This window comes from Imperialibacter sp. EC-SDR9 (assembly GCF_902498805.1).
Taxonomy (GTDB): domain Bacteria; phylum Bacteroidota; class Bacteroidia; order Cytophagales; family Cyclobacteriaceae; genus Imperialibacter.
The window spans coordinates 56,543-80,163 of record NZ_LR701597.1; the positions used below are offsets into that span (position 1 = coordinate 56,543).

Below are 23,621 nucleotides of genomic sequence, written 5' to 3' on the forward strand. Positions count from 1 at the left end.
TCCCATCTGCTTTTTTGGGCTGGATACCATAATCTTGTCAGCTTTAAAGATTGAGCCAGTAAGTCGCTTTGAAAATTAGTGAGCGGTTTCGTGAGTAAAATGTTTCTGGCAGGTAATTCTCTGTGTAAACGAGGAAAATGTCGGACACAGGTTTGAAGCGCCACTGGAGCCGTGCATTGACATTAATGTTATCGATCTGGTTATTGTATTGAAAGTAGGTGGTCAGAAAGAATGATTTGCTTAGCGTGACATCAAACTTTGGGCCGATCAGCAGCAGGTTGGCATCGTTGTAAGGATAGGGCAGCCGCAGCTTGTTGATATTGGTGACCAATGAAATAATCCCATAGGGTTGTATCCTATATCCAATTTCCGAATCTAGATTCACTCGTGTCCCATTGAAATATCCGCCAGACCTTGTATTGAGGCTATAGAACAGTTTTTTCCGTGCGTCAGAATCATAGTTGGCAATAACCGAGTAGTAACCGTACTCAGATCCTTCTGGCAGCTCAATGCCGCCTGTATTGGTCGGGTCGAAGGAGAAATACAAGAACACATAGTCATGCCTGAGCCGCATATTGAACAATGAGGTGTTTTTGAACTGTATCCGGTACATCAGGTTGATGTCCCTATCAGTGGTGCCATATGTACCGTTCCATATATTGTCGGTATCGAAGCCGGGCCCATGCCTGTTGACAATGGTTGAGTTCGGATAAAAGTTATACCAAATGCTTTGCGAAAAGCGGTTGTAGCCATTCCGGCGGGCGAAGCCAGTTTCGGGGTTGTAGTTGGCCCCAATAGATTGTGCTCTGGCAGAAATTTCCCAGCGCAGGATGTTGTATTCCAATTCTGAGGACAGTGCAAACGCATCGTCGAGGCTTTCATTGCTAAAAGACCTGTGGGCGAAGAATTTTCCGTTCCATTTGTTGTCGGCTGAAGCGAGGTTGTAGTCAATTCCCAAGACCCTATTGTAGGTGCGGATGCTATCGCTCCCGTCAGCCGCTTGCAAAGGCCCTGTTGGGTCTTTGTTCACGAAAATCATTCCCACGTTGGAGCGGGTAAACAGCTTGCGTTGAAAGCTGGCTACTGAGTAGTTGGTAGAGGGAAGGCTTAGTCTGTCGTCTTTGGCGGCCAGCATATCCAACAGCCCCACCCGCCAGTTGTTGTTGATCTTGCCGCTCAGGCGGGCGCCGGCGTGAATTTTATTCTGCAGGTTCTGCCCGGTGCTCTCGTCTCTGGTTACCCCAATGCGGCGGGAGAAAAACGGGCGTAGGTTCTCCGTGCCGAAGTCGGCAAAGAGGTCGGCGTTTTCAAGAAAAAACTGCCTCTTTTCTGGATAGAATATCTCAAAACGATCGAGGTTGGTTACCTGATCATCAACCTCCACCTGCGAAAAATCTGGATTGAAAGTCAGGTCCAGGTTGAGCGATGGGCCAATTCCTATTTTCGCATCTCCGCCGAAGTCAGCTGATTTGGCTGGCGACAAGCCCTCTTCCTGGTCGTGCTCATATGCTGCCGCTACAAAGGGAATAAGTGAGATGTTGGCCCCCGGCTTTTTGAGCGGTTTGTCAAAAACCACTTCCCGGTTAAATGCCAGCGTGATGATGCTGAAGTTTCGTGGTATACGTGCCCAGGTTGATCGCTCACCATTTTCGCTATCGATCCTGTAGAAGTTCATGTTCCACTTTTGCGAGTTCTCCTTGAACCGGATGGTTTTAAATGGAATGGCCAGCTCTGCAATCCAGTAGCCCTCGTACTGAACGGCTTTCGTGTACCACTTGTTATCCCACGACAGGCTGAGGTTTTGTCCGCCTCCGGAGCCGCCATTGGCAATAAGACCTTCTCGTTGTACCCCAAATGGGTTTACGCCAAACTGAAACGAATTGGTTTTATCCTGAAATGGATCCAAAATAAGCGTGATCCCATCATTGGCTTCTCCCCGGTAATCTCTTCTTAAGGAAGGTGTCACATACTTTCGGTCTTTCGCCTGGTTGTACATTTTGGCACCCATGTACAGAAACTCGTCGTCGTAAGTGATCCTGATTTCAGTTTGCGAATTGGCGAGAGAAGTATCGTAAGGGAAGTACTGCATAAAACCTCCAGCGACTTCCGCACTTTCCCAATCTTCCTCATTCAGAGCACCATCCAAAATTATTTTTCCCTTTGCCTTCTGTATATGTAACGATGGAAGTGTATTTTGTGCCTTCGTTAGTTGAATAGAAATACCGTAAGCAAAAATGGTCAGTGTTGTTAGTAGTAAAATTCCTCTCATGTAGTCCTCCTAACCCCGAATATAGAAGGATGCTTCAAACACTTCGTTTTCGTAATTGATGAATGGTATCAAAGTTTGATGATAGAAAGGAAAGCACAATAAAAACGTAAAGACTCAAAAGTGGATTTTAAAGAATTAGAGATTTCTCCTGAGCTCAAGGATGCTGTACAAGCGATGGGTTTTGAGAAAATGACTCCGGTACAGGAGCAAGCCATCCCTGTGATTTTATCTGGAAGAGACATCATTGCCTGCGCACAAACGGGAACTGGAAAAACGGGTGCCTACCTGATACCCGTCATTAATGACAACCAGAAGAATGCTGACGGAAAGATCAAGACGCTGATCCTGGCACCGACAAGGGAGCTGGCTATTCAGATCGATCAGCAGATAAATGGACTGAGCTACTTTGCCGGGGTGAGTTCCTTCGCAGTTTACGGTGGCTCAGACAGCTCGAGCTGGGACTCACAAAAAAAGGCCTTGCAGGAAGGTGCCGATATTATTGTGGCCACGCCCGGCAGGATTATCACGCACATGAGTTTTGACTACGCCGACTTCAGCAATCTCCGCCACCTGATCCTTGACGAGGCAGATAGGATGCTTGACATGGGTTTTATTGATGACCTGATAAAGATTGTCAACATGCTTCCGGCTAAACGCCAGAACCTGATGTTCTCCGCTACTATGCCGCCAAAGATCAGGACGCTCACAGCTCAAATGCTGAACAACCCGGTGGAGATAAGCATAGCTATCTCGAAGCCAGCTGAGAAGATTTTTCAGGCTGCTTTCTCGGTCTACAACCCGCAGAAAAATTTACTACTTAGCCACATACTGGACGCCAGGCAGCTGCCTCGAATTTTGATATTTTGTTCACGCAAAACTACAGTCAAAGAACTGGACAGACAGCTGCGAAAAGACGGTAGAAAGGTGGAGTCTATTCACTCGGATCTTGAACAAAATGAAAGGGAGTCCGGCCTATTGAAATTCCGTAACAAGGAGATCAATATTCTAATCGCCACAGACGTGCTGAGCAGAGGGATTGACATCGAGAATATCAACCTTGTGATCAACTACGACGTGCCGCAGGATCCGGAAGATTATGTGCACAGAATTGGCCGGACAGCAAGGGCAGAAACGGATGGCATTGCGTTCACTCTGGTGAATGAGGATGACCAGAGAAAGTTCAGCCGGATAGAGAATCTTATTGGCAAGAGCATACGCATGGTGAAGCTTCCGTCGTCGATAGGTGAGGGACCAGTGTATGATGCTAAGCACCCTAAAAGCTCTCCGAGAGAAAGAGGCGGAGGAGGCGGGGGTGGCCGAAGGAAGGTAAGACGATAACCTTAAAACGGAAGATCGTCGTCCTCTGATGAGGCACTCAGCCATTCCGGTTCTTCCGCCGGCGGGGGTGCCTCTCCTGAAGGAGAACTACCTGTTGCAGCCTGGGCACCGACTGGCAAAATCCTCCACGCCTGAAGGGAATTAAAGTACTTCACTTCACCCTTAGGGTCGGTCCATTTTCTACCCTTCAAATTGAAGTGTACTTCAATTTCCTGACCCGGCTCAAAGTCATTGATCAGGTCACACTTGTCTTGAATTAACTCGAACTTAACGTACTCCGGATACTGGGGGTTCTCCGCAAATTCCACAACAAATTCACGCTTTTTGAAAGAGGCCGTTACGTTAGTTGTTTCACTTTTTTCGAGAAGCTTTCCCTTGATGTCCATAAGTCAGTTGTGTTTAGCCACCAAAGGTAGCCACTATCTTGAATGAGGCCAATTTGAATTGAAAAAAATGATGTTTGTCATTATGTCATACATTAAAGTATTGACTACAAAGAGTTATCATATTCATTTATTAACGAGTGATTTAAGTGTTAGTATCTCAAGTGATACTAAGGTGGTATTTTTTTTGATTTTCGCTGGGCTGTGGCTCTTTGAGAAAGTGAACATTTTCTGATTGTTTGACTAAAGTCATCCCTTTGCAGGCCCATTGCTGATCTTCATCAAGTTTAATGAAAGGGCCACCCTGTAACTTCGGTGTCTGAATTACATGAACCATGGCAATGATAGAGGGCGGATCCAGCGAGATGATTTTTGTGTACAATAGCAAGCGTGATCTTGACAAGCAGGCGCTTGCCTACATCAGTGTTTTTTCTGACAAAATTGTGAAGCTGGACGTGCAGTCGTCGGTGCTGGAACGCTCATTTCTTGTTGACCTTTCATCCAGGCTTGGGGTGGGGTATCAAGACCTCGTAGATCATGAGTGCGAGCAGTTGAAGAGCCAGGAATACTACCTGCACCTGAGCACCCCGAAGCAGTACATTGACCTGATCGTGAAGCACCCCGATTACCTGAAAACCCCGGTGTTGATTTATGGTGACAAGGCCCATTTTATCTCAAAGGAAACTGACCTTCTTCAGCTCTCATTTCTTTGAACCTTTCTGAATCTTTTTGTCAAGTTGACTAACTTTGAACATTCGATGTTGGAATGAAGTTAATCACAGCAAGAGGTAGACATGAGTAAGTCGAAGAAAATATTTCTGATAATAGCTGCCGTGTTTATGGTCATTATGATCATCATCGGTTGGGACATTTCGAGGAGGACGACCTTCCCTGGAGCTAAGTCTCACCTTAGAAATGAAGTGGCTCCGGGAGGTAATAAATAGCACGAAAATGGAAGCGGGAAAGAAGGTAGATATCGGCAAGATCGATATGGAAAAGGAGGCGGAGAAAGTTGCTACCAACCCGGGAATTCTTGCCTATCCACATCACGCCGGAAGTGCCCTGGTAAAGCCCGAAGACCGGGGCAAAATAAAGGGCAGATCGGTGGCTGCCATGTACGAGCAAACTGACCGGGAGCTAAGTCAGATTTATGAGCAAATGCAGTTGCTCGCCAGGCAGGCGAAAGACATACAATCCAGGGTTGAAGTATCGGAACGAATTTACAAAGCGCACGTTAGTTTTGAACCCATCATCGGGAAGATTTATTATCTGTATTGCCGGGCCGACGGGGAAGATGTGCTGTCGATGATTGCTCCAACAGAGTGGGGAAGAAGCCAGCCATTTCAGCAATACATTTCAAAAGTGAAGCTCTTGAGTGACCATACCTGGGAGATATTAGAGTCTCGTATTGACTAGTTTTTTTCGGTTGTTATAGGTAGCTGTTTTATGTTTGTTGTTGTATTGATCTCCACCTGTTAAAGATGGTTTGCTTCAGCCGAAGAGTTAGTGTGTTGGCTTGCCGTTTGTATAACCAGGGTGGCAAAAGCCAATGAACTATGACCACTGCGTTTCGACCTTCTTGCTCTATCTTGCACATGTTTGTGTTCCTGATGATGGCAGGCTGTAGCGGCAAAGATGAAATGCCCGTCAACTGCTCAGTGTCAGGGCCGACGGTCAGTGTGGCATCCACAACTGCTCCTACCTGCAGCACTCCTGGAACTGTTACTATCGCCGCTTCTGGTGGTACTGAGCCCCTCACCTTTAGCATCAATGGACTCGATTTCCAATCAAGCAGTGAATTTAGCGGTCTCGCCCCTGGAACGTACACTTTAACTGTAATGGACGCCAACGAGTGTACAGCTACTACCTCGGTTGGGTTGGCAGTGAAGAACGACTTAACGCTAAGTTTTACCGCAAATGTAGCCGGTTGTGAAGGGTCAGAAGGCTCAGTTGAATTGTCGGCTGCAGGCGGTAGCGGCACATACTTATACAGCATCGACGGTGAAAGCTTTGTAGAATCTCCTGTTTTTACCGGCCTGGCGAACGGAGAGTATTCAATCGCCGTGAAAGATGGCTTTTGTGAGTTTCACACCAAAGCTATTGTGCCTTCTGGTTTAAGCTTCGAAGCAACAATCTCTGTAATTATCAAAAACAAGTGTGCTACGGGTACATGTCATGTGTCTGATGCACAGTTTCCTGATTTTACCAAGTTATCTAATATTCAGGGTAACGCAGCCCACATAAAGGAGAGAGTAATTAAGCGAGAAATGCCTCCGATTGGTGAAGGGAACCCAGAGGTGATCGCACTAACTGACGACGAGATCAACAAGATCGTTTGCTGGGTGACAGATGGAGCCCCAAATAATTAGGTTTGAAAAAGTAACTAGTTTTGTGTTGATCAAGAATGAATCTGTGCATGTCTAATATCGTAGCAAGGAGAATAGAAGCGTTTTTAGAAGGTGAGAAACTCTCATATGAGGCAGAGGTGCGATCTGGGAATCGGCAACGCCTGTGGAGAAGTGATTTTCGGCCACAAATAGACGACATCTACAATAAACTTGGAGGCCAACTTACTGGAGGTATTACTGAAATCGAAGTACCAGCCTACCCGATTGTGTTTGAAGGGAAGGTGATTGTTGGAAACGACGAGCTGGCCTACAACCGCTATGCCGCCGTTTGCCTCCGGGCGCCATTTTATTCAGACATCGAAGGATTGAACGTGGAGGCGTTTCTTCGGTACTGTCGGCAGTTTGAAGTTGGTTGCAAGAAGGTTGGCCTTATTGCTGGTGTTTGGAGCAACCCCGTCAGCAACAAGCATTTTGGGGAGGCATCCGATCCCGGGGATTTTTTTGGAAACGGAAGCTCGGGTTGGAAAATGCTTGCCTTCCAACACCTGCTAAGAGACATGCTGGCCAAGCTGGATGGGTATGAAGTTTTGCACTTCTCCATTTACGATCAAATCATGTCAGGGGGGAAGCTACTGACAGTTGGTGAATTGATGAAGTCACCTTCAGGTGAACACTATGCCTCTTTTGTGAAGTATTTAAGGAGAAGGCTCGGATTACCAGCTGTCGCCGCTGAAAAGCCCGTGTAGTTCCAGGTCTATTTGATTAACGACATAGGAGAAGTCCTCGACTTTGGATACGAAGTCCAGGTTGTTTACATCAATCACCAACAACTTGCCGAGTTTGTAGTTCCCAATCCAATCTTCATAGTGTTGGTTGAGGGTTTTCAGGTAGTCGATGCGAATGGCGTTTTCAAACGACCTACCTCTTTTCTCTATTTGTGAAACAAGTTTGCCAATGTCTGCCTTCAGGTAAATTAGCAAGTCTGGTGGCTGCACATAAGTGATCATCAGTTCAAAAAGCTTGAGATAGCTCTCATAATCTCTTTCTGAAAAATGCCCTGAGCTATACAAGCTCTTAGCGAATATGTAAGCATCCTCGTATATGGTGCGGTCTTGCACAATAGATACCCTGGAGTCTCTTAATTCGTTAACCTGCTTGAAACGGCTGTTCAAAAAATGGATTTGAACATGAAAGGCCCACCTCTTCATATCGCTGTAAAAATCCTCGAGGTAGGGGTTTTCCTCGACGCTTTCAAGCTGCACTTTCCAGTTGTAGTGCTTACCAAGCTTTTCAGCAAGGGTGGTCTTTCCGGCTCCGATATTTCCGGATACAGCAATGTGCATTGGTGTCATATGCGTGCAAAAGTAAAGGGTTGGCAGGCACTCATAAAAACAAAAAGGCCGAAAATACTTCCGGCCCTTTTCTGTATGTGTAAGGATTCTTGTTTAAGGCGTTTCAAACTCTTTCCATACCAGTGCTGCTGCGCCGAGCACGGCCGCATTTTTATCCATAAGGCCAGAAGGAATGAGCTTCAATTTATTTTTAAAAACGGGAAACATGTTTTTTTCCATGTGCTCCAGCGTTGGTTTAAAGATGTAGTCTCCGGCCTTCACCAGACCTCCGAAAAGGAATATCGCTTCGGGGCTGGTGTGTACCATGGTATCTGCCAGTTTAATACCCAGTATTCTGCCTGTGTACTCAAAGGCAGCAATGGCAATAGGATCCTTGCGCATAGCTGCCTGGGTAATGAACTCGGCGGTTAGATCATCGAAGGCAATAGCACGCAGTTCGCTTTTGTAGGTATAATCAGCCAGGAGCTTAAAAACTGTACGCTTTATGCCGGTAGCAGACACGTAGGTTTCGAGACAACCTTTTCTACCACAGCCGCAGTATCGCCCGTTGGGGTTTACTATTACGTGGCCAAGCTCTCCGGCAAAACCATCGTGGCCGTATACCAGCTGACCGTTAACAACGATGCCGCTTCCAAGGCCTGTACCCAACGTAATAACGATGAAGTCCTTCATTCCCTTCGCAGACCCATACACCATTTCACCAATAGCAGCTGCGTTGGCGTCGTTGGTCATGACCATTGGGTATTTGAAGTATTTTTTGAAAATTTCCCCGAACGGGACAATTGTTCCCCAACGTATGTTTGGAGCGTGCTCTATCGTTTGCTTATAATAGTTGGCGTTGGGAGCGCCAATGCCTACACCTTTTATGTCTACATCGGGGAAGTTCTTAAGGGCTCCCTGAATACTTTCCTGAAGGTCTTTAAAGAATTCGTTGACATCGCCTTCGGCTCTAGTTGGGATCGATTTTTGAAATAAGGTCTCTCCATCTTTGTCCACTAAACCAAACTTGGTGTTCGTACCGCCAATGTCAATACCGATGGCAATTTCTTTCATGAAAAGGGGTTGTTAGAGTTAAATTGCTAAGCAAATAGTTTTGAAAAATATGCAATGGAGGGCTCTTATAAAAACCTCTTCATGTATTTTTAAGCCGCAAACGATTTAGATGAGAATATTAGATGCCACTAATTTCCAAAAGTAGTTATAAGCGGCGGCCACCTTATCTTTTTAACCCCCACCTGGAAACAGTTGTCCCCTCCGCTTTTAGAAAAGTTAGAGGTGTAACCTACGACCGGGAAAGAGTGGAACTGGAGGATGGAGATTTTCTGGATGTGGACTGGTTGACCGGAGGTAGCGACAAATTGGTGGTGCTCACTCACGGTCTTGAAGGGAGCAGCGACAGACCCTACATTGCCGGGATGGCGAAGTACTTCGCAGCCAACGGCTGGGATGGGCTGGCATGGAACTGCCGCACCTGTGGTGGAGAGATGAACAGACTGCCCAGGTTGTATCACCATGGAGCGACGGAGGATCTTTCGGCGGTTGTTGAGCATGGGTTGAAATCGGGCCACTACAGAAAGATTGCTCTGGTTGGGTTCAGTATGGGGGGAAGCATGAGTCTGAAGTATCTTGGTGAAAGAGGGAGCCAGGTCAGGGAGGAGATTATTGGCGCTGCTACCTTCTCGGTGCCTTGTAATTTATGGGACAGTGCTGTGCAACTCACCAGAAGGAGCAACAAATTCTACAAAGATCGCTTTCTCAATAAGCTAAAGGAAAAAATGAAGGTGAAGGCATTGAGGCATCCTGAGGTGGTAAATGCTACAGACATAGACCTCATCACGACCTTCGATGAGTTTGATGATAGATACACCGCACCTCTTCATGGTTTTAGCAGCCGGGATGATTTCTACCTGAAGGCTACATCTGACCAGTTTTACCCTGAACTGAAAAGACCTGCGCTGGTGGCCAACGCATTGAATGACCCAATGCTGGGTGACAAATGCTACCCTTATGAAATGGCCAGAGAGAGTAGCTACTTGTATTTAGAAACGCCAAAGGTGGGTGGTCACGTTGGGTTTACACAGACTGGAGCCGAGATTTACTGGGCTGAAATGAGGGCATTGGAGTTTTTGGAGGCGATCAGCTAGCGAATCGGAGGGGCGGGAAATAGTTAAGAATGGGAGGTTACCTATATCCAAGCCAACGTGGCCCGGCGGACGCTTTAGCTATCGGGATCCAAGTGAGGCGTTTGAACATTCGGTGTTGTGGAACAAACTTTTTACTTGTATATTATCGTTAATAATGGAAGCCTTTCAACATGACAATAGAAGAGATAAATAAAAAAGTGGAGCGACTTCGAGTTGTAACAGACGCTAAACTAAAGTTTCTTCGTGATCACATGACCCTTCTCGATGAGGCCTTTAAAGAACTCTCTGATACACAAGACCAGGAACTTGATCTTGTGTATGCCAAGATCAAGGAAATTGAAGATAGAATGAACCGGCAAGGGCCTAAGTGAGCCCACGTTTTATCGTGGACTTTCCTTCCAACTTCTAAAGAGCAATGATTTTATCCATCAATTCGCTTATCTGTTGCAGCCGTTTTCTATCGCCGCCATTCACTTCGGCACTCATCCAACCGCCTTTGTAGTCAATAGCCTCCAATGCCCGCATGACGGCTGGCCAGTTGTTGTCCCCTTCAAGCAACTCCACGTCGAAGCCCTTCCAGATGCCCTCATCGCTCTGCTTTTTGCGGCTGTATTCTTTCACGTCCAGCTTCATGATTCGCCTGTTCAATACTTTGATCCACTGCTCAGGCCAGCCATAACGCACCACATTCCCGATGTCGAAGTACCAGCCCACCATTGGGTCGTTAAGCTCGTCAATAAAGCGGGCGGCTTCTATTGGGCTTAGCAGGAAGTTATTCCAGACATTTTCGATGGCAATCTTCACACCTGTTTCATGCGCCCATGGAATCATCTTTCTGATCTCATCCTGAGAGCGGCGGTAAGCATCGTCGTAGCTGGTTTCGCTGTTGACCACGCCTGCCACAAGCAGTACCGTGGTGCCGCCATAGTCTTTGCAATCCCGCAAGGCAGTTTTCATCGAATCGGCACATGCTTGTCTAACTTTGGGATCGGCATGGGAGAGAGGGCTTTTCCAGTGAACAGAATTGACAACGCCGGGAATTACCAAACCTGTCTTGTCCCTGGCAGCAAGCACTTGTTTCTTGTCAAGGTCGTTGGGGCTATCCAGCTCCACACCATCATAGCCAAGGTCTTTCAGCATCTTGAATTTGTCCATGATGGACAGGTCTTCCTTTACCATGCCCCACTTAAGGCTCTTTTTGATGCTGACTTTGGCCAGTGCTTCTTTTTTCGGTGATGCAGACAACGGACTGATGGCTCCTGATCCCAGAATGGCTGCGGAGGCAATCGCTCCGGTAGATTTCTTGATAAATTCTTTTCTGTTCATAGTATTTGGATAGGTGGGGTATTGTGGAAAAAGAAAAACCTCCGAAGCTTGCCCTGCCCGAAACAGGCGAAAGACAAACCCCGGAGGTTTTAGGTATTAGTTATGAAAACTGTGTGATGCCGGGCTGTGCTACTGGTGCATCTTCCCATTTGGTGTCTTCGTCCACAGTGTCCGGGCCCAGCTTCTCCTGGGAGTTCCATGCCTGCTCATAAGTAATGGTTTGGCCCGTGTAGGCAGCCATTCTACCCATAATGCCCAGCATGGTGCTTTCCACCATCCTCTTTCCATCATTTACTGGCTTGCCAGCCCTGATTGCTGCGAAGAGTTCATCGTGTTCCTGCTGGTACATATCGTTGTCCTCGCCGTCATATTTCCAGCTTTCTTTGCCGGTGATGGTATGGCGGTTACGGATACAGTTGACCATTGCCGTACCTTCCGTGCCGATTGATTCCACGGCGTAACTATTGCTACAGTTCTTCTGCTGACGGCTGAAGTGGAAGCCTCTGGCTCCATTGTCATATTCGTAAACAAGAGCAAAGTGGTCGTAAACATTGCCAAATTCAGGTTCAACACGACTTTGACGTCCACCCGTGCCAGTTACGCTAGCCGGTAACACATCCCCCAATGCCCACGACTGCATATCCACACTGTGGATGGCTTGCTCGATGAGGTGGTCTCCAGAAATCCAGGTATGATACAACCAGTTTCTCATATCCTTGCGCAGCTTGGACCAGCCGGGTTGGGTATCACGCAGCCAAAGCGCACCGGTATTGTAGGTATTGTAAACAGTAGTTACCTCACCAATGGCTCCGTCCAATATTTTCTGGAAAGTGGCTCTCTTAGGCGTGTGGTACCTCCAGCAGAAGCCAGACATGATGTTGAGTTTCTTCTGCTCCGCCACCCTTACTGCTTCCATTACTCTTCTGGCGCCGGGAGCGTCTACCGCCATAGGCTTTTCGCAGAAAATATGCTTACCTGCATTGACAGCTTTTTCAAAATGTTCTGGACGGAAATAGGGAGGCGTGGTAAGTATCACTACGTCTATGTCTGTGGCATTGATTATTTTATCAGCGCCATCAAAACCAAGGTATTGTCTTGATTTATCCACCTTCATTTTATCCGGGTGGATTTTGGTCAGGTTAGCATGCGATTCCGTTAGCCGGTCATCAAACAGGTCGGCCATAGCTACCAGCACCACGTTGTCATCGGCTGCCAAAGCCTGGTTGGCAGCACCAGTGCCACGACCACCGCATCCAATAAGGCCTACTCTCAATGTTTTTGTATCCAGCGGGTTGCCAAAGGCTGGCACTCTACTGAAAAAGGGCAGGGCAGAAGCAGCTGCCAGGGTTCCGGTATTCCGAAGGAAATCCCTTCTTGTTCTTTTATTGTCCATCTGTTTAATGGGTGTTTATTGATTATACATTTGTTTTACTAATATAGTCATTACTCTTCTGAAGTGGTTATTATTAGGCCGGAAAGTGCAACTCACCACCCAATCCCATAATCCTCTCCATAATTGCTTGACCCACCCCAGAAACTGCCATGTTTCCAGTCGAAGTAGATGGCGTTAATAGGCCCGGAGCTGCGGTCGTCAAATCGCAGTTTGTACCCCATTCTTATGAGCTCTTTTTGTACCCAGGGTGGTGTGTCGTTTCTCAACAAAAGGGAGCCCGGAATGCTTTCATGGTTACCAAAGGAGCTACTCACCTGGTAGCTGTTAATATTGGCGGCTTCAACAGCTTCCTGAATAGTCATGTCGAATTCCACCACATTAAGGAACATCTGTAGCAGGTTCTGATCCTGGGTGTCGCCACCCTGCACGGCAAACGAAAGGAACGGCTTGCCGTCTTTCAATGCCATAGAGGGAGTGAGGGTCACCCTTGGCCTTTTCCCTGGCGCCACCACATTGAAAGGGCCTTCTTCTTCATTCAGCACAAAGCTTTGCATGCGCTGACTCAGACCAATACCAGTATTGCCAGCAATACAAGCTGGAATCCACCCACCACTTGGCGTGACCGACACTACCCAGCCGTTTTTGTCGGCTGTTTGCACAGAAGTGGTGCCAGCCAGAAAGCCTCTCATGAAATCTTCATATGAATCGGGTGCGGAGAGTGAGGCCTGACTTTTTTGCTTCAGCAGCTCGCTGTAGGGGTTCACTTTGCCTTCAAAAGGGTAGGGATCACCAGGGCCAATTTTAGCATCGTTCATTTCCCAGTTGATCTGCTTCACACGCTCTTTGGCATATTCTTTCGAAAGAATCCCTTTCATGGGCTCTTCGGGGCCAAAGTAAGGATCGCCGTAGTAGAAGTCACGATCAGAAAATGCCATGCTCATGACCTGATACAAGGTGTGGATGTATTTGGACGAGTTGTAGCCCATCGCTTTAAGGTCAAAGTTCTCCAGCATATTGAGCGACTGCAATAAGGCAGGCCCCTGTGTCCACTGGGAAAGCTTGTACACGTCAATGCCCTTGTAGTTGACCATCATAGGCTCTTCTATCTTCACTTCCCAGTTGGCGAGGTCTTGTTCGGTAATCAATCCGCCCTGTTCCTGTGTGCCCCGGGCAATTTCTTTGGCAATGTCGCCTTTGTAGAAACGATCATAGGCGGCATAAATAGCCTCTTTACGACTTTTCTTCTTTTTAAGGGCAGCCTGCTCAGTTTCCACTAATTTGGTGAGCATAGCCAGCAGGTCTTTCTGAACGAAGATTTCTCCGGCCTCAGGTGCTTCTCTTTCTTCGCCGGGGTGGGTGAGGAACACTTTGGTGGAATACGGCCATTTTTTGATTTCACTCTTACCCCGTTCAATAGCGTTGGCAGTTTGAGCCTCAATAGGGTAGCCCGCTGCCAGCTCCATGGCGGGGGCTAGCACCTCTTTCAGGCTCATGGTGCCATATTCAGCCAGCATCACCATAATGCCACCGGGGGTGCCCGGAGTAACGGCTGCCAGAGGCCCGTATTCGGGAATGTAGTCTAAACCTTTTCCTTTGAAATATTCCGGAGTTGCACCGGTAGGGGCTACGCCCAGCGCATTGATGGCGATTACTTTTTTGGTATTGGGGTTGTAGATCATGGCCTGGGTTTCACCACCCCAGCTGAGCACGTCCCACATCGTGCTGGTAGCTGCAATCATAGCACAGGCTGCGTCTACGGCGTTACCACCTTTCTGGAAAGTCATGGCTCCGGCTGTGGCGGCCAATGGTTTGCCGGTAATGGCCATCCAGTTTTTCCCGTGGAGAGGAGGCTTTTGTGTGGGTGGTGTATAGGCATTAAATACCTGTGCACTAACACTGAAAGTAAATGTGTACGCCAACAAAGCAAATAGAACCCTTTTCATAGCTTCAGAGATTTGACTCAATGTAGCTATTCTTCTGATTAAATGCAGACAGAATTATTTGGGTGGAAATAAGAACTCTTGGGTGTAGAATAAAAATATTAAAGCAACAAATAGGATTTTAATAAATAATAGCGACATTTAGGACTTTAATAATGAATTGCAATAAGATTATGGTAATGGGAAATGCGAGTTTAGGAGAGTTTGAAGAGGTGGTTTTGCTGACAGCGGCGGTGCTGTACCCGGAAGCCTATGGGATTGCGATCAAAAAGGAGATAGAGATTCGGTTGAAGCGGGGTGTGAGCGTGGGAGCGATGCGGGTTGCGCTCAGCCGGATGGAAAAGAAAGGTTTTTTGAAATCAGAGTTCGGAGAAGCTACCAGCGTAAGGGGAGGGAAGAGGAAGCGCTATTTCAAAGTTACTCCTGCCGGCAAGCGGGCGCTTGAACAAGTCATGGAAAGTCGCCAACTGCTGTGGGAATCAATACCCAAAATGGCTTTTGATTTTAAAATCACTTGAAATCCCAGAAGCCACATATTGCCATCAGGTTTCTCCGGCTGTTTTGCCATCCAGTGCTGCTGGAAGATGTGGAGGGAGATGTACACGAACTTTATGAAGAACATCTTGAGCTGGTTGGTGCGGGAAGGGCAGGGTTACTCGTATGGCTTGAGGTTCTCAAATTATTCCGGCCGGGTATCATAAGGCCGTTGGGTGGTGCTTACAGACTAAACAATTACGGTATGTTCAAAAATCATCTCACCTCTGCCTGGCGCAACCTTTTGAAGCGTAAGCGTTTCTCTGCGCTCAACATCATGGGCCTTTCCATTGGCATGGCTGCCTGCTTCATCATTTTTCAGTATGTGAAGTTTGAGCTGAGCTACGATCGGTTTATTCCAGATGTGGATAATGTCTACAGAGTGACATTGGGAATTGAGGGATCCAAGTCACTGGGGTCAGGTATTTATGCGGTCAACCATAAACCTGTGTGGTCTGCTATCAAATCTGATTTTCCCGAGATAGAACAAACCAGTAGAATATTGAAGATTACTTCATGGGGTTTGACTGATCAGCGTATTAGTTACATACCGAATGAAGGAGATAAGCGAGAAATTTCACTGGAGAACTCGTACGCCGGAGATCAGGGGTTCATTGATATCTTTGACCTGCAGTTTGTTGATGGCGATCCCCACTCGGCTTTAGCAGGCATTTTTAACATTGTGCTGTCCGAAACGGTGACTAATCGACTTTTCGGCGATGAATATGCCATTGGAAAAACCGTTAAGTTCTCTCATTACACTTTCAAGGTCGCAGGTATTTTTAAAGACCTGCCGGCAAATAGTCACCTGCAGATCGATTGTATTGGAAGTATCCATTCTACGGAAACCCCACAGTCTCTCAACGATTGGAGTGATGTCAATTACTATACGTATGTGAAAGTACGTCCGGGGACTGACGTCAGAATGCTTGAACGTAAATTGGATTCTTTTGTCGATAAATATCTGGGCGAAGCGATGCATGCCAACGGCATCACCGAACACATGAACCTTCAACCTGTGTCTGATATTCACCTTCACAGCCATTTACTGAGAGAAGCTGAGTCAAACGGGAGTTATCAAACCGTTCTTTTTTTGTCTGCAGTAGGGATTTTGATTCTCGTAATTGCATGGATCAATTTTATTAACCTATCAACGTCCAGGGCCTTCGAAAGGGCCAGTGAGGTGGGGATTCGGAAAGTGATTGGAGCGAGTCGGGGTACACTGATCATTCAGTTTTTTGTGGAATCTACACTGATCAACGCTGTGGCTCTTGGGCTTTCACTAATTTGGGTTCAACTATCAGCATCGGCATTCAATGAGTTAATAGGAAATCCTGTAGTAACTGGTTTATCTACCTACGAATTCTGGGTCGTGGAAAATAACCTATCAATTTTTGCTTGCATTTTGACCGTAGGCAGTTTTTTGGCGGGTCTTTACCCGGCACTTGTCTTGTCATCCTACCTGCCGATCAAAGTGCTAAAAGGTAAGTTTCAAGCTTCTGGTCAAAAATTCGGTCTCAGAAACACCCTGGTAATTTTTCAGTTTGGTATTTCCTATGCCCTTATTACAGGCACGATAGTGATGGTCAGTCAGCTTAGATATATGCAGCGACAGCAGCTGGGATTTAAGACGAATGAGATGCTGGTGGTAAAAGCGCCACTTGTCTATGACTCCCTTATGAGAGTACGTGTCGAAAGGTTTGAAAATATTCTTCTGACGCATCCGAATATAACCAACTTTGTGGCTTCATCGGATATCCCCGGGCATACCAGCGAAACAATTTCATCCATTAAGAGAAAGGAAGACACTGAAAGTGAGGCGATACTTTCACCCTACATATTTACCGACGATTCTTTTATACCAACATATCAGATTGAACTTTTGGAAGGGCGGAATTTCCACAAAGACGCTCCTGCCGACAAACAAAAGGTTTTGATCAATGAAATGGCGGCGCATATGTTGGGTTACGCATCAAACGCTGAAGCCATAGGAAGTAAGATTCAAATGAAGTTAGAGGGACATGCAGACTATGAAATCTTAGGCGTTTTTAGAAATGTTAACCTTCAATCATTGTCTCAGCAAGTACAACCGCTGGTTCTCTGTCCCTTCAATGAATCAGGCTGGTGGCAGTTCAAACCAGACTATTTCACCATCAGTCTGAACGGCGACGATGTCTATCCGGCTGCATCCAGCGTCCGGGAAAATTTCATGGAAATATTTCCGGATGAACTGTACATGGAATATTTTCTGGATGATCATTTCAATGCGCAGTATGAGCGGGATAAACAGGTGGGGAAGGTGTTTGGTATTTTCTCTGGCCTGGCCATCCTGGTGGCATGCATGGGGCTGCTAGGGTTGGTGTATTATGTGGCTTCCACTCGCACAAAAGAGATATGCATCCGCAAAGTGCTGGGCGCTTCATTCGGCCAAATTTTGTCTTTGCTGGGCAGGCAGTTTATCACCCTGGTGGTGGTGTCATTTTTAGTAGCCATACCTGTTAGCTGGCTATTAGCTGACAACTGGCTCGATAACTATGCTTTCCGCATGCAGCTCCATCCCTGGATATTCATTGTTGCTGGTGCTGTCGTGTTGGCGATTGCGCTGCTGACTGTGTTCTGGCAAAGCTGGAAAACGGCCCATGCCAACCCGGTGGATAGTTTGAGGAATGAATAAACCAAGTCTGGTCAAGCTAGCGAGCTGAGGATCACTCTACTAGTTTCTTTGCCGTGGTCGGAACACTATTTGGCAAAGTAGAGTAGATAGGTAGCACTATGTTTATTTGATGATTACAAAAAAAATAAGAGGCCGTGCTAATTCCTGTAAATCGTTTGGGGACACAGCCTCTCAATCATTTTTTATTTACCCCACAAATACTCCAGCGTATACGGTGACCCAGGGCTTGCCCAGGTTTCTCCGTTGATATATCGGAAATTCAAGTCTAAGTCTGCGATCCTTTTCAGGTCGTCCGTAGAAAGCTCAATAGCGGCAGACTCCAGGTTTTCCTTCAAACGCTTCGGGTTCACAGACTTTGGAATGGCCGAAGTTCCTCTTGTCACCGCCCAGCCAAGAAGTACTTGGGCTGGCGAGCAGTCTTTTGCGACAGCTATTTTGTTGATCGCTTCACTCTCCAAAATCGCCGGATCGCTTTCCTTGATCAACCTGGCCGGTCTGTCGGAAGAGCCAAGAGGAGAATAGCCTGTGACAACGATCTCATTCTTTTTGCAGTAGTCCAACAACTCATTTTGTTGCAGGTAGGGGTGCAATTCCAACTGATTCGCTTCTGGTATAATGGTAGCGCCCTCGCTGATCAGCTTCAGGTTTTTGACATTGAAATTGGAGACCCCAATATGCCTGGTAAGCCCTTTTTTTACCACTTCCTCCATGCCCGACCAGGTAACGGTCAGCGGAAGTTGATCGATAGGAATAAAGTCGGCTGGTGAGGCGGGGAAACCGATTCCCTCTTGTAGCGCCACTGGCCAATGGATGAGATACAAGTCGAGATAGTTGAGCTGTAGATTTTTCAGGGTTATATTCAGTGCTGGCTCTACCTGGTCTTTCCGGTGACTGTTGTTCCAAAGCTTGGAAGTGATCCAAAGGTCTTCTCTCTTCACTTCGCCACTTTTGAAAGCATCGGCAAAAGCAGTTCCAATTTCATCTTCATTGCCGTAAATATGGGCGCAGTCAAAATGCCTGTACCCTATCTTAATAGCCTCCATTACAGCTTTATAAACATCGCCGGGAGCGGCTTTCCAGGTACCCAGCCCAATGGCTGGCATTTGATCTCCATTCCTAAAATTTAAGTACTTCATTTCTTATCGATAAAGGTTTTGAATTTTTCTTCAATAGCATTTTGTGGCCATTCGGCCTTGTGGATAATCAACTTGTATCGCATCGTAAGAGTTTCTCCCTTGGCAAGTTTAAAAGGCTCCCTGCCTGGGAAGGCTGCGTTCTGCATGCTTTTCTTATTTCTCAATATCCAGCCATGCCACGACGTCATCTCCGTCGTATCAGTCATCATGGTGAATCCCGATTTTGTTTCTCCAAAGGTAGCAATCATATCGACCCAACCGCCCACCTGCATAGCCGGATCTGTGGGGGTCAAATCTCCCTTTACAGAACGGAATTTAATATCATCGGGAAGGATCGTTCTGGCAGAAAAGCCGCTATAGCCTTTGTGGTCTTCAGATCCACCAATCCACACATCGTGGCCATTGGCTGTAAGGCTGATGTCAAAGTCCATTTCCCGATAGTCTGATGTTGTCTTACAAACGGTGATCACAGTGTTTTCCTTAACGAACGTAATGCTATCACCTTTCCATATCGTGTTCCAGTCAACTGCCACCTCCAATCTGGCTGCATTTTTTCCAGCGTTGGTATTGGCACTGGTCACTTTCCACTCAATGCCTTTGCATTCCCACCCGTCGCCGATGCGTTCGCCATCAACGATTAGCTGGTGCCAGGCCCAGAAGATGCCTCTTTGGTGCAGGTGGTCAGCCGGGAAGTCTTCCGTTAGCACTTCCTCGTTTAAGCCATAAAGAGGGTGCAAGTAGTTCGCTCGGGGGTATTTTCCGTCAAGCGATTTAGTTTGCTGTTGGTAAAAGTATATGGGATGAGTGCCTTCAGTGAGGCTGATGCCCTCCGGGGTTTTGGTGAATTTGAAGGGTTGGGCTTTAGTGACATGCCAAGCCAACAAAGAGAGAAAGGAGACGCAGGCTATTATTTTATTGTTCTTCATGAATTTTGGCGATGCTGGGTTAGCAGACTAAACGATCATTTTTCTTCAAGCCCAGCGTTTGTCGGCAGGCCGAAGCTCTCCTGGCTTTTAATCTCTTTCAGGAGGGGGACATAAAGTAGGCAAAACTCCTCGAAAAATTAAACCCTCCGGAATTAAATGTGTCCGCTGTCGCCACCTTGTCTGGCATCAACTCGGCCTTCAGCCCGCTATTCTCAATTCCTCTATCTGCTGCTGGTAGTCGAACTGCAGGTCTTCGTGCAGGGTGCTGAGCACTTTTTCTATTTTTTTAAGCTGGCCATTGTAGAGGTTGTCAAGAGCAGTGCTTCGCTGAAAGGGCAGACCGGTCGCTTTCATTTGCTGGCAAAAGTAAATCCTGATCTCGACTTCAGTTTCTTTGAGCCCTGAGTACCGTATGTTTTTGTTGGCGAAACGCAGCGCTTTTCTAATGGTTTTTTTGGCCCAGTAGAGGTTGGTGTCGTTCAAAGTTGAAAGGCTTTCATCGATTCCCTCTTTTACTTCATCAATGAAGATAGCCTCATCGTGTGCTTTGAAAAGGAGGTAGGAGAGCAGCTCTTTGTTTTCTACTTTGTATTTACCCAGCCGAAGGATCACCTGTTGGAGTTGTTCAGAATCAAGGACTTGAAGTTCCTTTTTTATATGAGAGATGGAATAAGCAGACATTGGAAAGGCAACATTAGATAATTCGAGGTCAATTTATTGTTAAGGAAGCAGATTGACCAGTTATCCTTTGCTTCTTTAGTCAAATCATCTCTTACTTTGAAATGAGGGCAAAAAAGTTTCTATTTAAAGAAGATTTCAACCCTCTAAGGGTTGAGAGCCCCTCGGAGGGTTAATTGAAATAGAAAAATTACAACACCAAAGACATGAGCGATAAGTTGAGAGTATTAGTAGCCGGGTGCGGCAATATGGGGGCATCACATGCAAGGGCCTATCACAAGCTGGACGATTTTGAAATTGTGGGCCTGGTAAGCCGTACGGCAGAAAGCCGGGAAAAGTTGAATGCAGAACTTGGCGGGGGCTACCCATGTTATGCCGATTTTGACGAGGCCTTGGCGCTTGCTAAGCCAGACGTTGTTTCGGTCAATACCTACGCCGAAACCCATGTAGATTATACACTGAAGAGCCTGAAAGCGGGGGCTCATGTGTTTGTGGAAAAGCCTTTGGCCATAACCGTAGAGGAAGCGCAGAGTGTTGCGGACATGGCGAAGGCTGTCAATAAGAAAGTAGTAGTGGGCTATATTTTAAGGGTGCATCCGGCCTGGGCCAAGTTTGTGGAGATAGCACAAGGACTCGGCAAGCCCCTTGTGATGCGCATGAACCTGAACCAGCAAAGCAGTGGCAAACATTGGCAAACCCACAAAAACCTGATGAATACCATGTCGCCTATCGTAGACTGTGGCGTGCACTACGTAGACGTGATGTGCATGATGACAAGGGCGAAGCCGATCAGAGTGAGCGCCATTGGTGCCAGGCTGACTGATGAGATCAAACCAACGATGTACAACTACGGGCAGCTTCAGGTGACTTTTGACGACGGTTCGGTGGGCTGGTACGAAGCGGGCTGGGGCCCAATGATGAGCGAGGTAGCTTACTTCGTCAAAGATGTGATTGGGCCAAAAGGCTGTGTGAATATAGTGGATGCTCCTAAGGGGGATGGCTCTCAAGATATTGACGGGCACAGCAAAACGGGGAGTCTGAAAGTGCACTACGCTGCCACCAACGACAGAGGAGAATATGTGAGGCCCGATCAAATTGTAGACACCTCCAGCGAACCCGACCACGACGGACTTTGTGAGTTGGAGCAATTGTATCTGCTAAAAGCCATCAAAGAAGACCTTGATCTGACCGACCACTTGAATGATGCGGTTAATAGTTTACGCATTGTGCTGGCGGCTGATGAAAGCTTTAAGACGGGGAAGACGGTGGAGTTGTGAGAATGGAATGCTGATTCCTTAAGTGTACTCCAAGGCCTGTCCCCCGACAGACCTTTTCTTTTCTTTTATGTTGTGTTAGAATTTATTGCGAATGGCCTGTCAGGGGACAGGCCATGGATGCATTAACCTCCTTTACTCAAACACAAAAGTCCCATACCTTTCATAATCATGAAAATTGGTTCGGATAGGTTGCCATTCCCAGCGGGTTGCCTTGCCGCTGTCGTAGTCGAGGCGGTACATATTGGCTCTCCACTTGGTGCCGCTGGTGGGAGGGACGTTTTGTAGTGGGTTCAACAGCACATAGGGAATGAAGAACTGGGCTGTCCAGGCTTTTATGTCAGCTCCGCTTCGTTTTGGGCCACCTTCCACAGTTGTTACGTGCTTGGTCCTTCTTTCGTTGAAGTAGTGCCACGGCCTCCAGCCGAGGAATTTACCCCCGTAGTTGGGCACAAGAATAGGTAGTTCGTAATTGAGAGGAGAAAGCTCGTATTCGAAGTAAATGGGGCTTTTTTCGTCTGTCCAAAGAAACACTTCCACCACATCTTCCTTGAACAAATCGTCGAAGTCCTGGGTCATGGTGGCGGTGAGCTTATTATCTTCGCAGTGAAACAGGAAATAGATTCCAGTTTCGGAGTACAAGACCTTGGCTTTGGTGTTATAGGTTACTCCGTTATCGCTTCTCTGAGGTATTTCTACCCAGCTGGCAGCGTCCCAGGTTTTGTCGGGAGTTTCTTTTACATCGAAGTCGGCCACCTTTTTGATGGTCAGGCTTCCGGGAGTTTGGGCAGTGGCGACAAGAGGCATAAGTAGAAGTAGGGGGTAGAGTAGTTTCATGGGTTAAGCGGGTTGGGAAAGTAAGATAGGGAGAGAACGGGAGGTGTGCAAGCGAGTAATCTCGCTCAAGCCGCTGGGCTCTTACTTTTTCAAACGACAAAAAGTAAGCAAAAGTCTTGAAAAATTAAACGCACAGGCCTTTACCCGCATCTGCCCGCCAATTTTTCGGCCACCCGCCATGATGGTAAATCGTAGTTCTGAAGTTTCTGCACTTGGGCGATTTATTTGGGAGAGACCAAACTCACTTTAAAACCCTCTTTTTCGAGTACGATGATGTCATCGGTACTTCCAAGCACTTCGTCAATAATGCCGAAAGTTTTGGCTTCGAGGACGTTCAAATATTTATCTCGGAGGAAAAAAGCTTCAATTTCCTCCCAACTGTGCCCTGTATGCTTGCCCATCAGGTGGAAAAGCTGAGTTTGCAGCCTTTCCTGCTCCCGGGTGGCAATGCGTACATCTTCGGTGTAGCCCTGAGCACCGCCGCCAGTCGGGTGCATGTGGATGGTGGAGTGGGGTAGGGCATAGCGCTTACCTTTTGCACCTGCACAAAGTAGCGCTGTGCCCATGCTGGCCGTTACACCCACTGCTACTGTAGACACTGGAGCCTGTATCATCTGCATGGTGTCGTAAATGGCCAGGCCTGCGTATATCACGCCGCCAGGACTATTGATGTACAAGTTGATGGGCGACTTTTGGTCGATGCTGTTGAGGTAGAGCAGTTGGGCAACCACCAGGTTGGCCGACACATCGTCGACTTTGGTTCCAAGAAAAACGATACGCTCTTTGAGCAGCAGACTGAATATGTCATAGGCTCGCTCCCCACGGCTATTGCTGTCAATCACCATGGGAACGAGGTTGGCTTGAATGTTCATCCCGGAATTGTCATTAGGAATTAGGACGGAGCAAAAGGCCAGTTGAAATTTTGGGACTCTGTCCAGATTCCTTCAATCCATTTTCTTCGTTTCATTGCCAGAGAAAGGTTGAGTATTTTCTGACTGCCGGATTTGGTTATATAGCCCCCAATAGCAAAGATTTTATACCTGAGTGTTTTGAGTTGATGGAGCTTGTC

Annotated in this window: 23 protein-coding genes; 11 read left to right on the forward strand and 12 right to left on the reverse strand. The window is 47.1% G+C overall.

From position 1 onward, the window contains the following. Positions 1-43: 43 nt before the first annotated feature. Positions 44-2,269: a DUF5916 domain-containing protein gene (locus tag GC130_RS20115; protein WP_152000148.1), complete on the reverse strand. Its 2,226-nt coding sequence runs from the start codon at positions 2,267-2,269 to the stop codon at positions 44-46. A 120-nt stretch (positions 2,270-2,389) separates the two neighbouring features. Here GC130_RS20115 and GC130_RS20120 point away from each other — a divergent pair, with 120 nt between their 5' ends. Continuing rightward, positions 2,390-3,607, forward strand: coding sequence for a DEAD/DEAH box helicase (locus GC130_RS20120; protein ID WP_201568434.1), 1,218 nt, complete (start codon positions 2,390-2,392; stop codon positions 3,605-3,607). A 2-nt stretch (positions 3,608-3,609) separates the two neighbouring features. On the opposite strand, the gene GC130_RS20125 is transcribed toward GC130_RS20120, so the two are convergent. Next, entirely contained in the window at positions 3,610-3,993 is a 384-nt protein-coding gene (locus GC130_RS20125; RefSeq protein ID WP_152000149.1) for a DUF3127 domain-containing protein, read from the reverse strand. A 332-nt stretch (positions 3,994-4,325) separates the two neighbouring features. Here GC130_RS20125 and GC130_RS20130 point away from each other — a divergent pair, with 332 nt between their 5' ends. The 5 genes from GC130_RS20130 to GC130_RS20145 all read left to right on the forward strand — a co-directional run bounded on the left by GC130_RS20130 (position 4,326) and on the right by GC130_RS20145 (position 7,084). Beyond that, positions 4,326-4,703, forward strand: coding sequence for an arsenate reductase family protein (locus tag GC130_RS20130; RefSeq protein ID WP_152000150.1), 378 nt, complete (start codon positions 4,326-4,328; stop codon positions 4,701-4,703). A gap of 81 nt (positions 4,704-4,784) precedes the next feature. Further along, entirely contained in the window at positions 4,785-4,934 is a 150-nt protein-coding gene (locus GC130_RS28675) for a hypothetical protein (protein ID WP_193217925.1), read from the forward strand. 7 nt (positions 4,935-4,941) lie between these two features. Next, entirely contained in the window at positions 4,942-5,406 is a 465-nt protein-coding gene (locus GC130_RS20135; RefSeq protein ID WP_152000151.1) for a DUF2452 domain-containing protein, read from the forward strand. Between the two features lie 140 nt (positions 5,407-5,546). Further along, the gene (locus GC130_RS20140; protein ID WP_152000152.1) at positions 5,547-6,359 is read left to right on the forward strand and encodes a hypothetical protein; all 813 of its coding nucleotides are present in this window, start codon (positions 5,547-5,549) and stop codon (positions 6,357-6,359) included. Positions 6,360-6,406: 47 nt separating this feature from the next. Beyond that, positions 6,407-7,084, forward strand: coding sequence for a hypothetical protein (locus tag GC130_RS20145; protein ID WP_152000153.1), 678 nt, complete (start codon positions 6,407-6,409; stop codon positions 7,082-7,084). Here GC130_RS20145 and GC130_RS20150 read toward each other — a convergent pair. Beyond that, complete coding sequence (locus GC130_RS20150) at positions 7,052-7,681, reverse strand: deoxynucleoside kinase (RefSeq protein WP_152000170.1); 630 nt, start codon at positions 7,679-7,681, stop codon at positions 7,052-7,054. The two genes, GC130_RS20145 and GC130_RS20150, sit on opposite strands and share 33 nt — an antisense overlap. Before the next feature lie 102 nt (positions 7,682-7,783). After that, positions 7,784-8,743 (reverse strand): ROK family protein, encoded by a 960-nt coding sequence (locus tag GC130_RS20155; protein WP_152000154.1) that lies wholly within the window; start codon positions 8,741-8,743, stop codon positions 7,784-7,786. Positions 8,744-8,865: 122 nt separating this feature from the next. Here GC130_RS20155 and GC130_RS20160 point away from each other — a divergent pair, with 122 nt between their 5' ends. Both GC130_RS20160 and GC130_RS20165 read left to right on the forward strand, forming a co-directional pair. Further along, entirely contained in the window at positions 8,866-9,834 is a 969-nt protein-coding gene (locus tag GC130_RS20160; protein WP_152000155.1) for a YheT family hydrolase, read from the forward strand. 170 nt (positions 9,835-10,004) lie between these two features. Beyond that, a complete protein-coding gene (locus tag GC130_RS20165; RefSeq protein ID WP_152000156.1) occupies positions 10,005-10,205 on the forward strand; it encodes a hypothetical protein in 201 nt (66 codons plus the stop codon). A gap of 34 nt (positions 10,206-10,239) precedes the next feature. On the opposite strand, the gene GC130_RS20170 is transcribed toward GC130_RS20165, so the two are convergent. The 3 genes from GC130_RS20170 to GC130_RS20180 form a co-directional block, all read right to left on the reverse strand. Beyond that, positions 10,240-11,160 carry a sugar phosphate isomerase/epimerase gene (locus tag GC130_RS20170; RefSeq protein ID WP_152000157.1) on the reverse strand — a complete coding sequence of 307 codons (921 nt, stop codon included), beginning with the start codon at positions 11,158-11,160 and terminating at the stop codon, positions 10,240-10,242. A gap of 100 nt (positions 11,161-11,260) precedes the next feature. Then, positions 11,261-12,553, reverse strand: a complete 1,293-nt coding sequence (locus GC130_RS20175) for a Gfo/Idh/MocA family protein (RefSeq protein ID WP_152000158.1) — start codon at positions 12,551-12,553, stop codon at positions 11,261-11,263. A 92-nt stretch (positions 12,554-12,645) separates the two neighbouring features. Beyond that, on the reverse strand, positions 12,646-14,496 hold the full coding sequence (locus GC130_RS20180) for a gamma-glutamyltransferase family protein (RefSeq protein WP_152000159.1): 1,851 nt from the start codon (positions 14,494-14,496) through the stop codon (positions 12,646-12,648). A gap of 176 nt (positions 14,497-14,672) precedes the next feature. Here GC130_RS20180 and GC130_RS20185 point away from each other — a divergent pair, with 176 nt between their 5' ends. After that, a complete protein-coding gene (locus GC130_RS20185) occupies positions 14,673-15,011 on the forward strand; it encodes a PadR family transcriptional regulator (RefSeq protein WP_152000160.1) in 339 nt (112 codons plus the stop codon). Next, the gene (locus tag GC130_RS20190) at positions 15,008-17,701 is read left to right on the forward strand and encodes an ABC transporter permease (protein WP_152000161.1); all 2,694 of its coding nucleotides are present in this window, start codon (positions 15,008-15,010) and stop codon (positions 17,699-17,701) included. Before GC130_RS20185 ends, GC130_RS20190 begins: the two co-directional genes overlap by 4 nt. A 182-nt stretch (positions 17,702-17,883) precedes the next feature. Here the strand turns inward: GC130_RS20190 and GC130_RS20195 are convergent, their stop codons facing one another. The 3 genes from GC130_RS20195 to GC130_RS20205 form a co-directional block, all read right to left on the reverse strand. After that, the gene (locus tag GC130_RS20195) at positions 17,884-18,837 is read right to left on the reverse strand and encodes an aldo/keto reductase (RefSeq protein WP_152000162.1); all 954 of its coding nucleotides are present in this window, start codon (positions 18,835-18,837) and stop codon (positions 17,884-17,886) included. Next, entirely contained in the window at positions 18,834-19,763 is a 930-nt protein-coding gene (locus GC130_RS20200) for a DUF6807 family protein (protein ID WP_152000163.1), read from the reverse strand. Before GC130_RS20200 ends, GC130_RS20195 begins: the two co-directional genes overlap by 4 nt. 198 nt (positions 19,764-19,961) lie before the next feature. Continuing rightward, on the reverse strand, positions 19,962-20,444 hold the full coding sequence (locus tag GC130_RS20205; protein ID WP_152000164.1) for a hypothetical protein: 483 nt from the start codon (positions 20,442-20,444) through the stop codon (positions 19,962-19,964). A 203-nt stretch (positions 20,445-20,647) separates the two neighbouring features. Between GC130_RS20205 and GC130_RS20210 the strand changes: the two genes are divergently transcribed. Next, entirely contained in the window at positions 20,648-21,718 is a 1,071-nt protein-coding gene (locus tag GC130_RS20210) for a Gfo/Idh/MocA family protein (RefSeq protein ID WP_152000165.1), read from the forward strand. 132 nt (positions 21,719-21,850) lie between these two features. On the opposite strand, the gene GC130_RS20215 is transcribed toward GC130_RS20210, so the two are convergent. After that, on the reverse strand, positions 21,851-22,552 hold the full coding sequence (locus GC130_RS20215; protein WP_226940560.1) for a carbohydrate-binding family 9-like protein: 702 nt from the start codon (positions 22,550-22,552) through the stop codon (positions 21,851-21,853). A 221-nt stretch (positions 22,553-22,773) separates the two neighbouring features. After that, positions 22,774-23,424, reverse strand: coding sequence for a ClpP family protease (locus tag GC130_RS20220; protein ID WP_152000166.1), 651 nt, complete (start codon positions 23,422-23,424; stop codon positions 22,774-22,776). Between the last annotated feature and the right edge of the window lie 197 nt (positions 23,425-23,621).

Excerpts from the sequence above, each read along its gene's own strand:
- GC130_RS28675 (WP_193217925.1), top strand. The coding sequence starts at position 4,785 with ATGAGTAAGTCGAAGAAAATATTTCTGATAATAGCTGCCGTGTTTATG.
- GC130_RS20135 (WP_152000151.1), top strand. The coding sequence starts at position 4,942 with ATGGAAGCGGGAAAGAAGGTAGATATCGGCAAGATCGATATGGAAAAG.
- GC130_RS20205 (WP_152000164.1), bottom strand. The coding sequence starts at position 20,444 with ATGTCTGCTTATTCCATCTCTCATATAAAAAAGGAACTTCAAGTCCTT.
- GC130_RS20185 (WP_152000160.1), top strand. The coding sequence starts at position 14,673 with ATGGGAAATGCGAGTTTAGGAGAGTTTGAAGAGGTGGTTTTGCTGACA.
- GC130_RS20155 (WP_152000154.1), bottom strand. The coding sequence starts at position 8,743 with ATGAAAGAAATTGCCATCGGTATTGACATTGGCGGTACGAACACCAAG.
- GC130_RS20115 (WP_152000148.1), bottom strand. The coding sequence starts at position 2,269 with ATGAGAGGAATTTTACTACTAACAACACTGACCATTTTTGCTTACGGT.
- GC130_RS20160 (WP_152000155.1), top strand. The coding sequence starts at position 8,866 with ATGCCACTAATTTCCAAAAGTAGTTATAAGCGGCGGCCACCTTATCTT.
- GC130_RS20145 (WP_152000153.1), top strand. The coding sequence starts at position 6,407 with ATGTCTAATATCGTAGCAAGGAGAATAGAAGCGTTTTTAGAAGGTGAG.
- GC130_RS20215 (WP_226940560.1), bottom strand. The coding sequence starts at position 22,552 with ATGAAACTACTCTACCCCCTACTTCTACTTATGCCTCTTGTCGCCACT.
- GC130_RS20165 (WP_152000156.1), top strand. The coding sequence starts at position 10,005 with ATGACAATAGAAGAGATAAATAAAAAAGTGGAGCGACTTCGAGTTGTA.
- GC130_RS20220 (WP_152000166.1), bottom strand. The coding sequence starts at position 23,424 with ATGAACATTCAAGCCAACCTCGTTCCCATGGTGATTGACAGCAATAGC.
- GC130_RS20140 (WP_152000152.1), top strand. The coding sequence starts at position 5,547 with ATGACCACTGCGTTTCGACCTTCTTGCTCTATCTTGCACATGTTTGTG.
- GC130_RS20170 (WP_152000157.1), bottom strand. The coding sequence starts at position 11,160 with ATGAACAGAAAAGAATTTATCAAGAAATCTACCGGAGCGATTGCCTCC.
- GC130_RS20125 (WP_152000149.1), bottom strand. The coding sequence starts at position 3,993 with ATGGACATCAAGGGAAAGCTTCTCGAAAAAAGTGAAACAACTAACGTA.
- GC130_RS20180 (WP_152000159.1), bottom strand. The coding sequence starts at position 14,496 with ATGAAAAGGGTTCTATTTGCTTTGTTGGCGTACACATTTACTTTCAGT.
- GC130_RS20195 (WP_152000162.1), bottom strand. The coding sequence starts at position 18,837 with ATGAAGTACTTAAATTTTAGGAATGGAGATCAAATGCCAGCCATTGGG.
- GC130_RS20175 (WP_152000158.1), bottom strand. The coding sequence starts at position 12,553 with ATGGACAATAAAAGAACAAGAAGGGATTTCCTTCGGAATACCGGAACC.
- GC130_RS20200 (WP_152000163.1), bottom strand. The coding sequence starts at position 19,763 with ATGAAGAACAATAAAATAATAGCCTGCGTCTCCTTTCTCTCTTTGTTG.
- GC130_RS20130 (WP_152000150.1), top strand. The coding sequence starts at position 4,326 with ATGGCAATGATAGAGGGCGGATCCAGCGAGATGATTTTTGTGTACAAT.
- GC130_RS20210 (WP_152000165.1), top strand. The coding sequence starts at position 20,648 with ATGAGCGATAAGTTGAGAGTATTAGTAGCCGGGTGCGGCAATATGGGG.
- GC130_RS20150 (WP_152000170.1), bottom strand. The coding sequence starts at position 7,681 with ATGCACATTGCTGTATCCGGAAATATCGGAGCCGGAAAGACCACCCTT.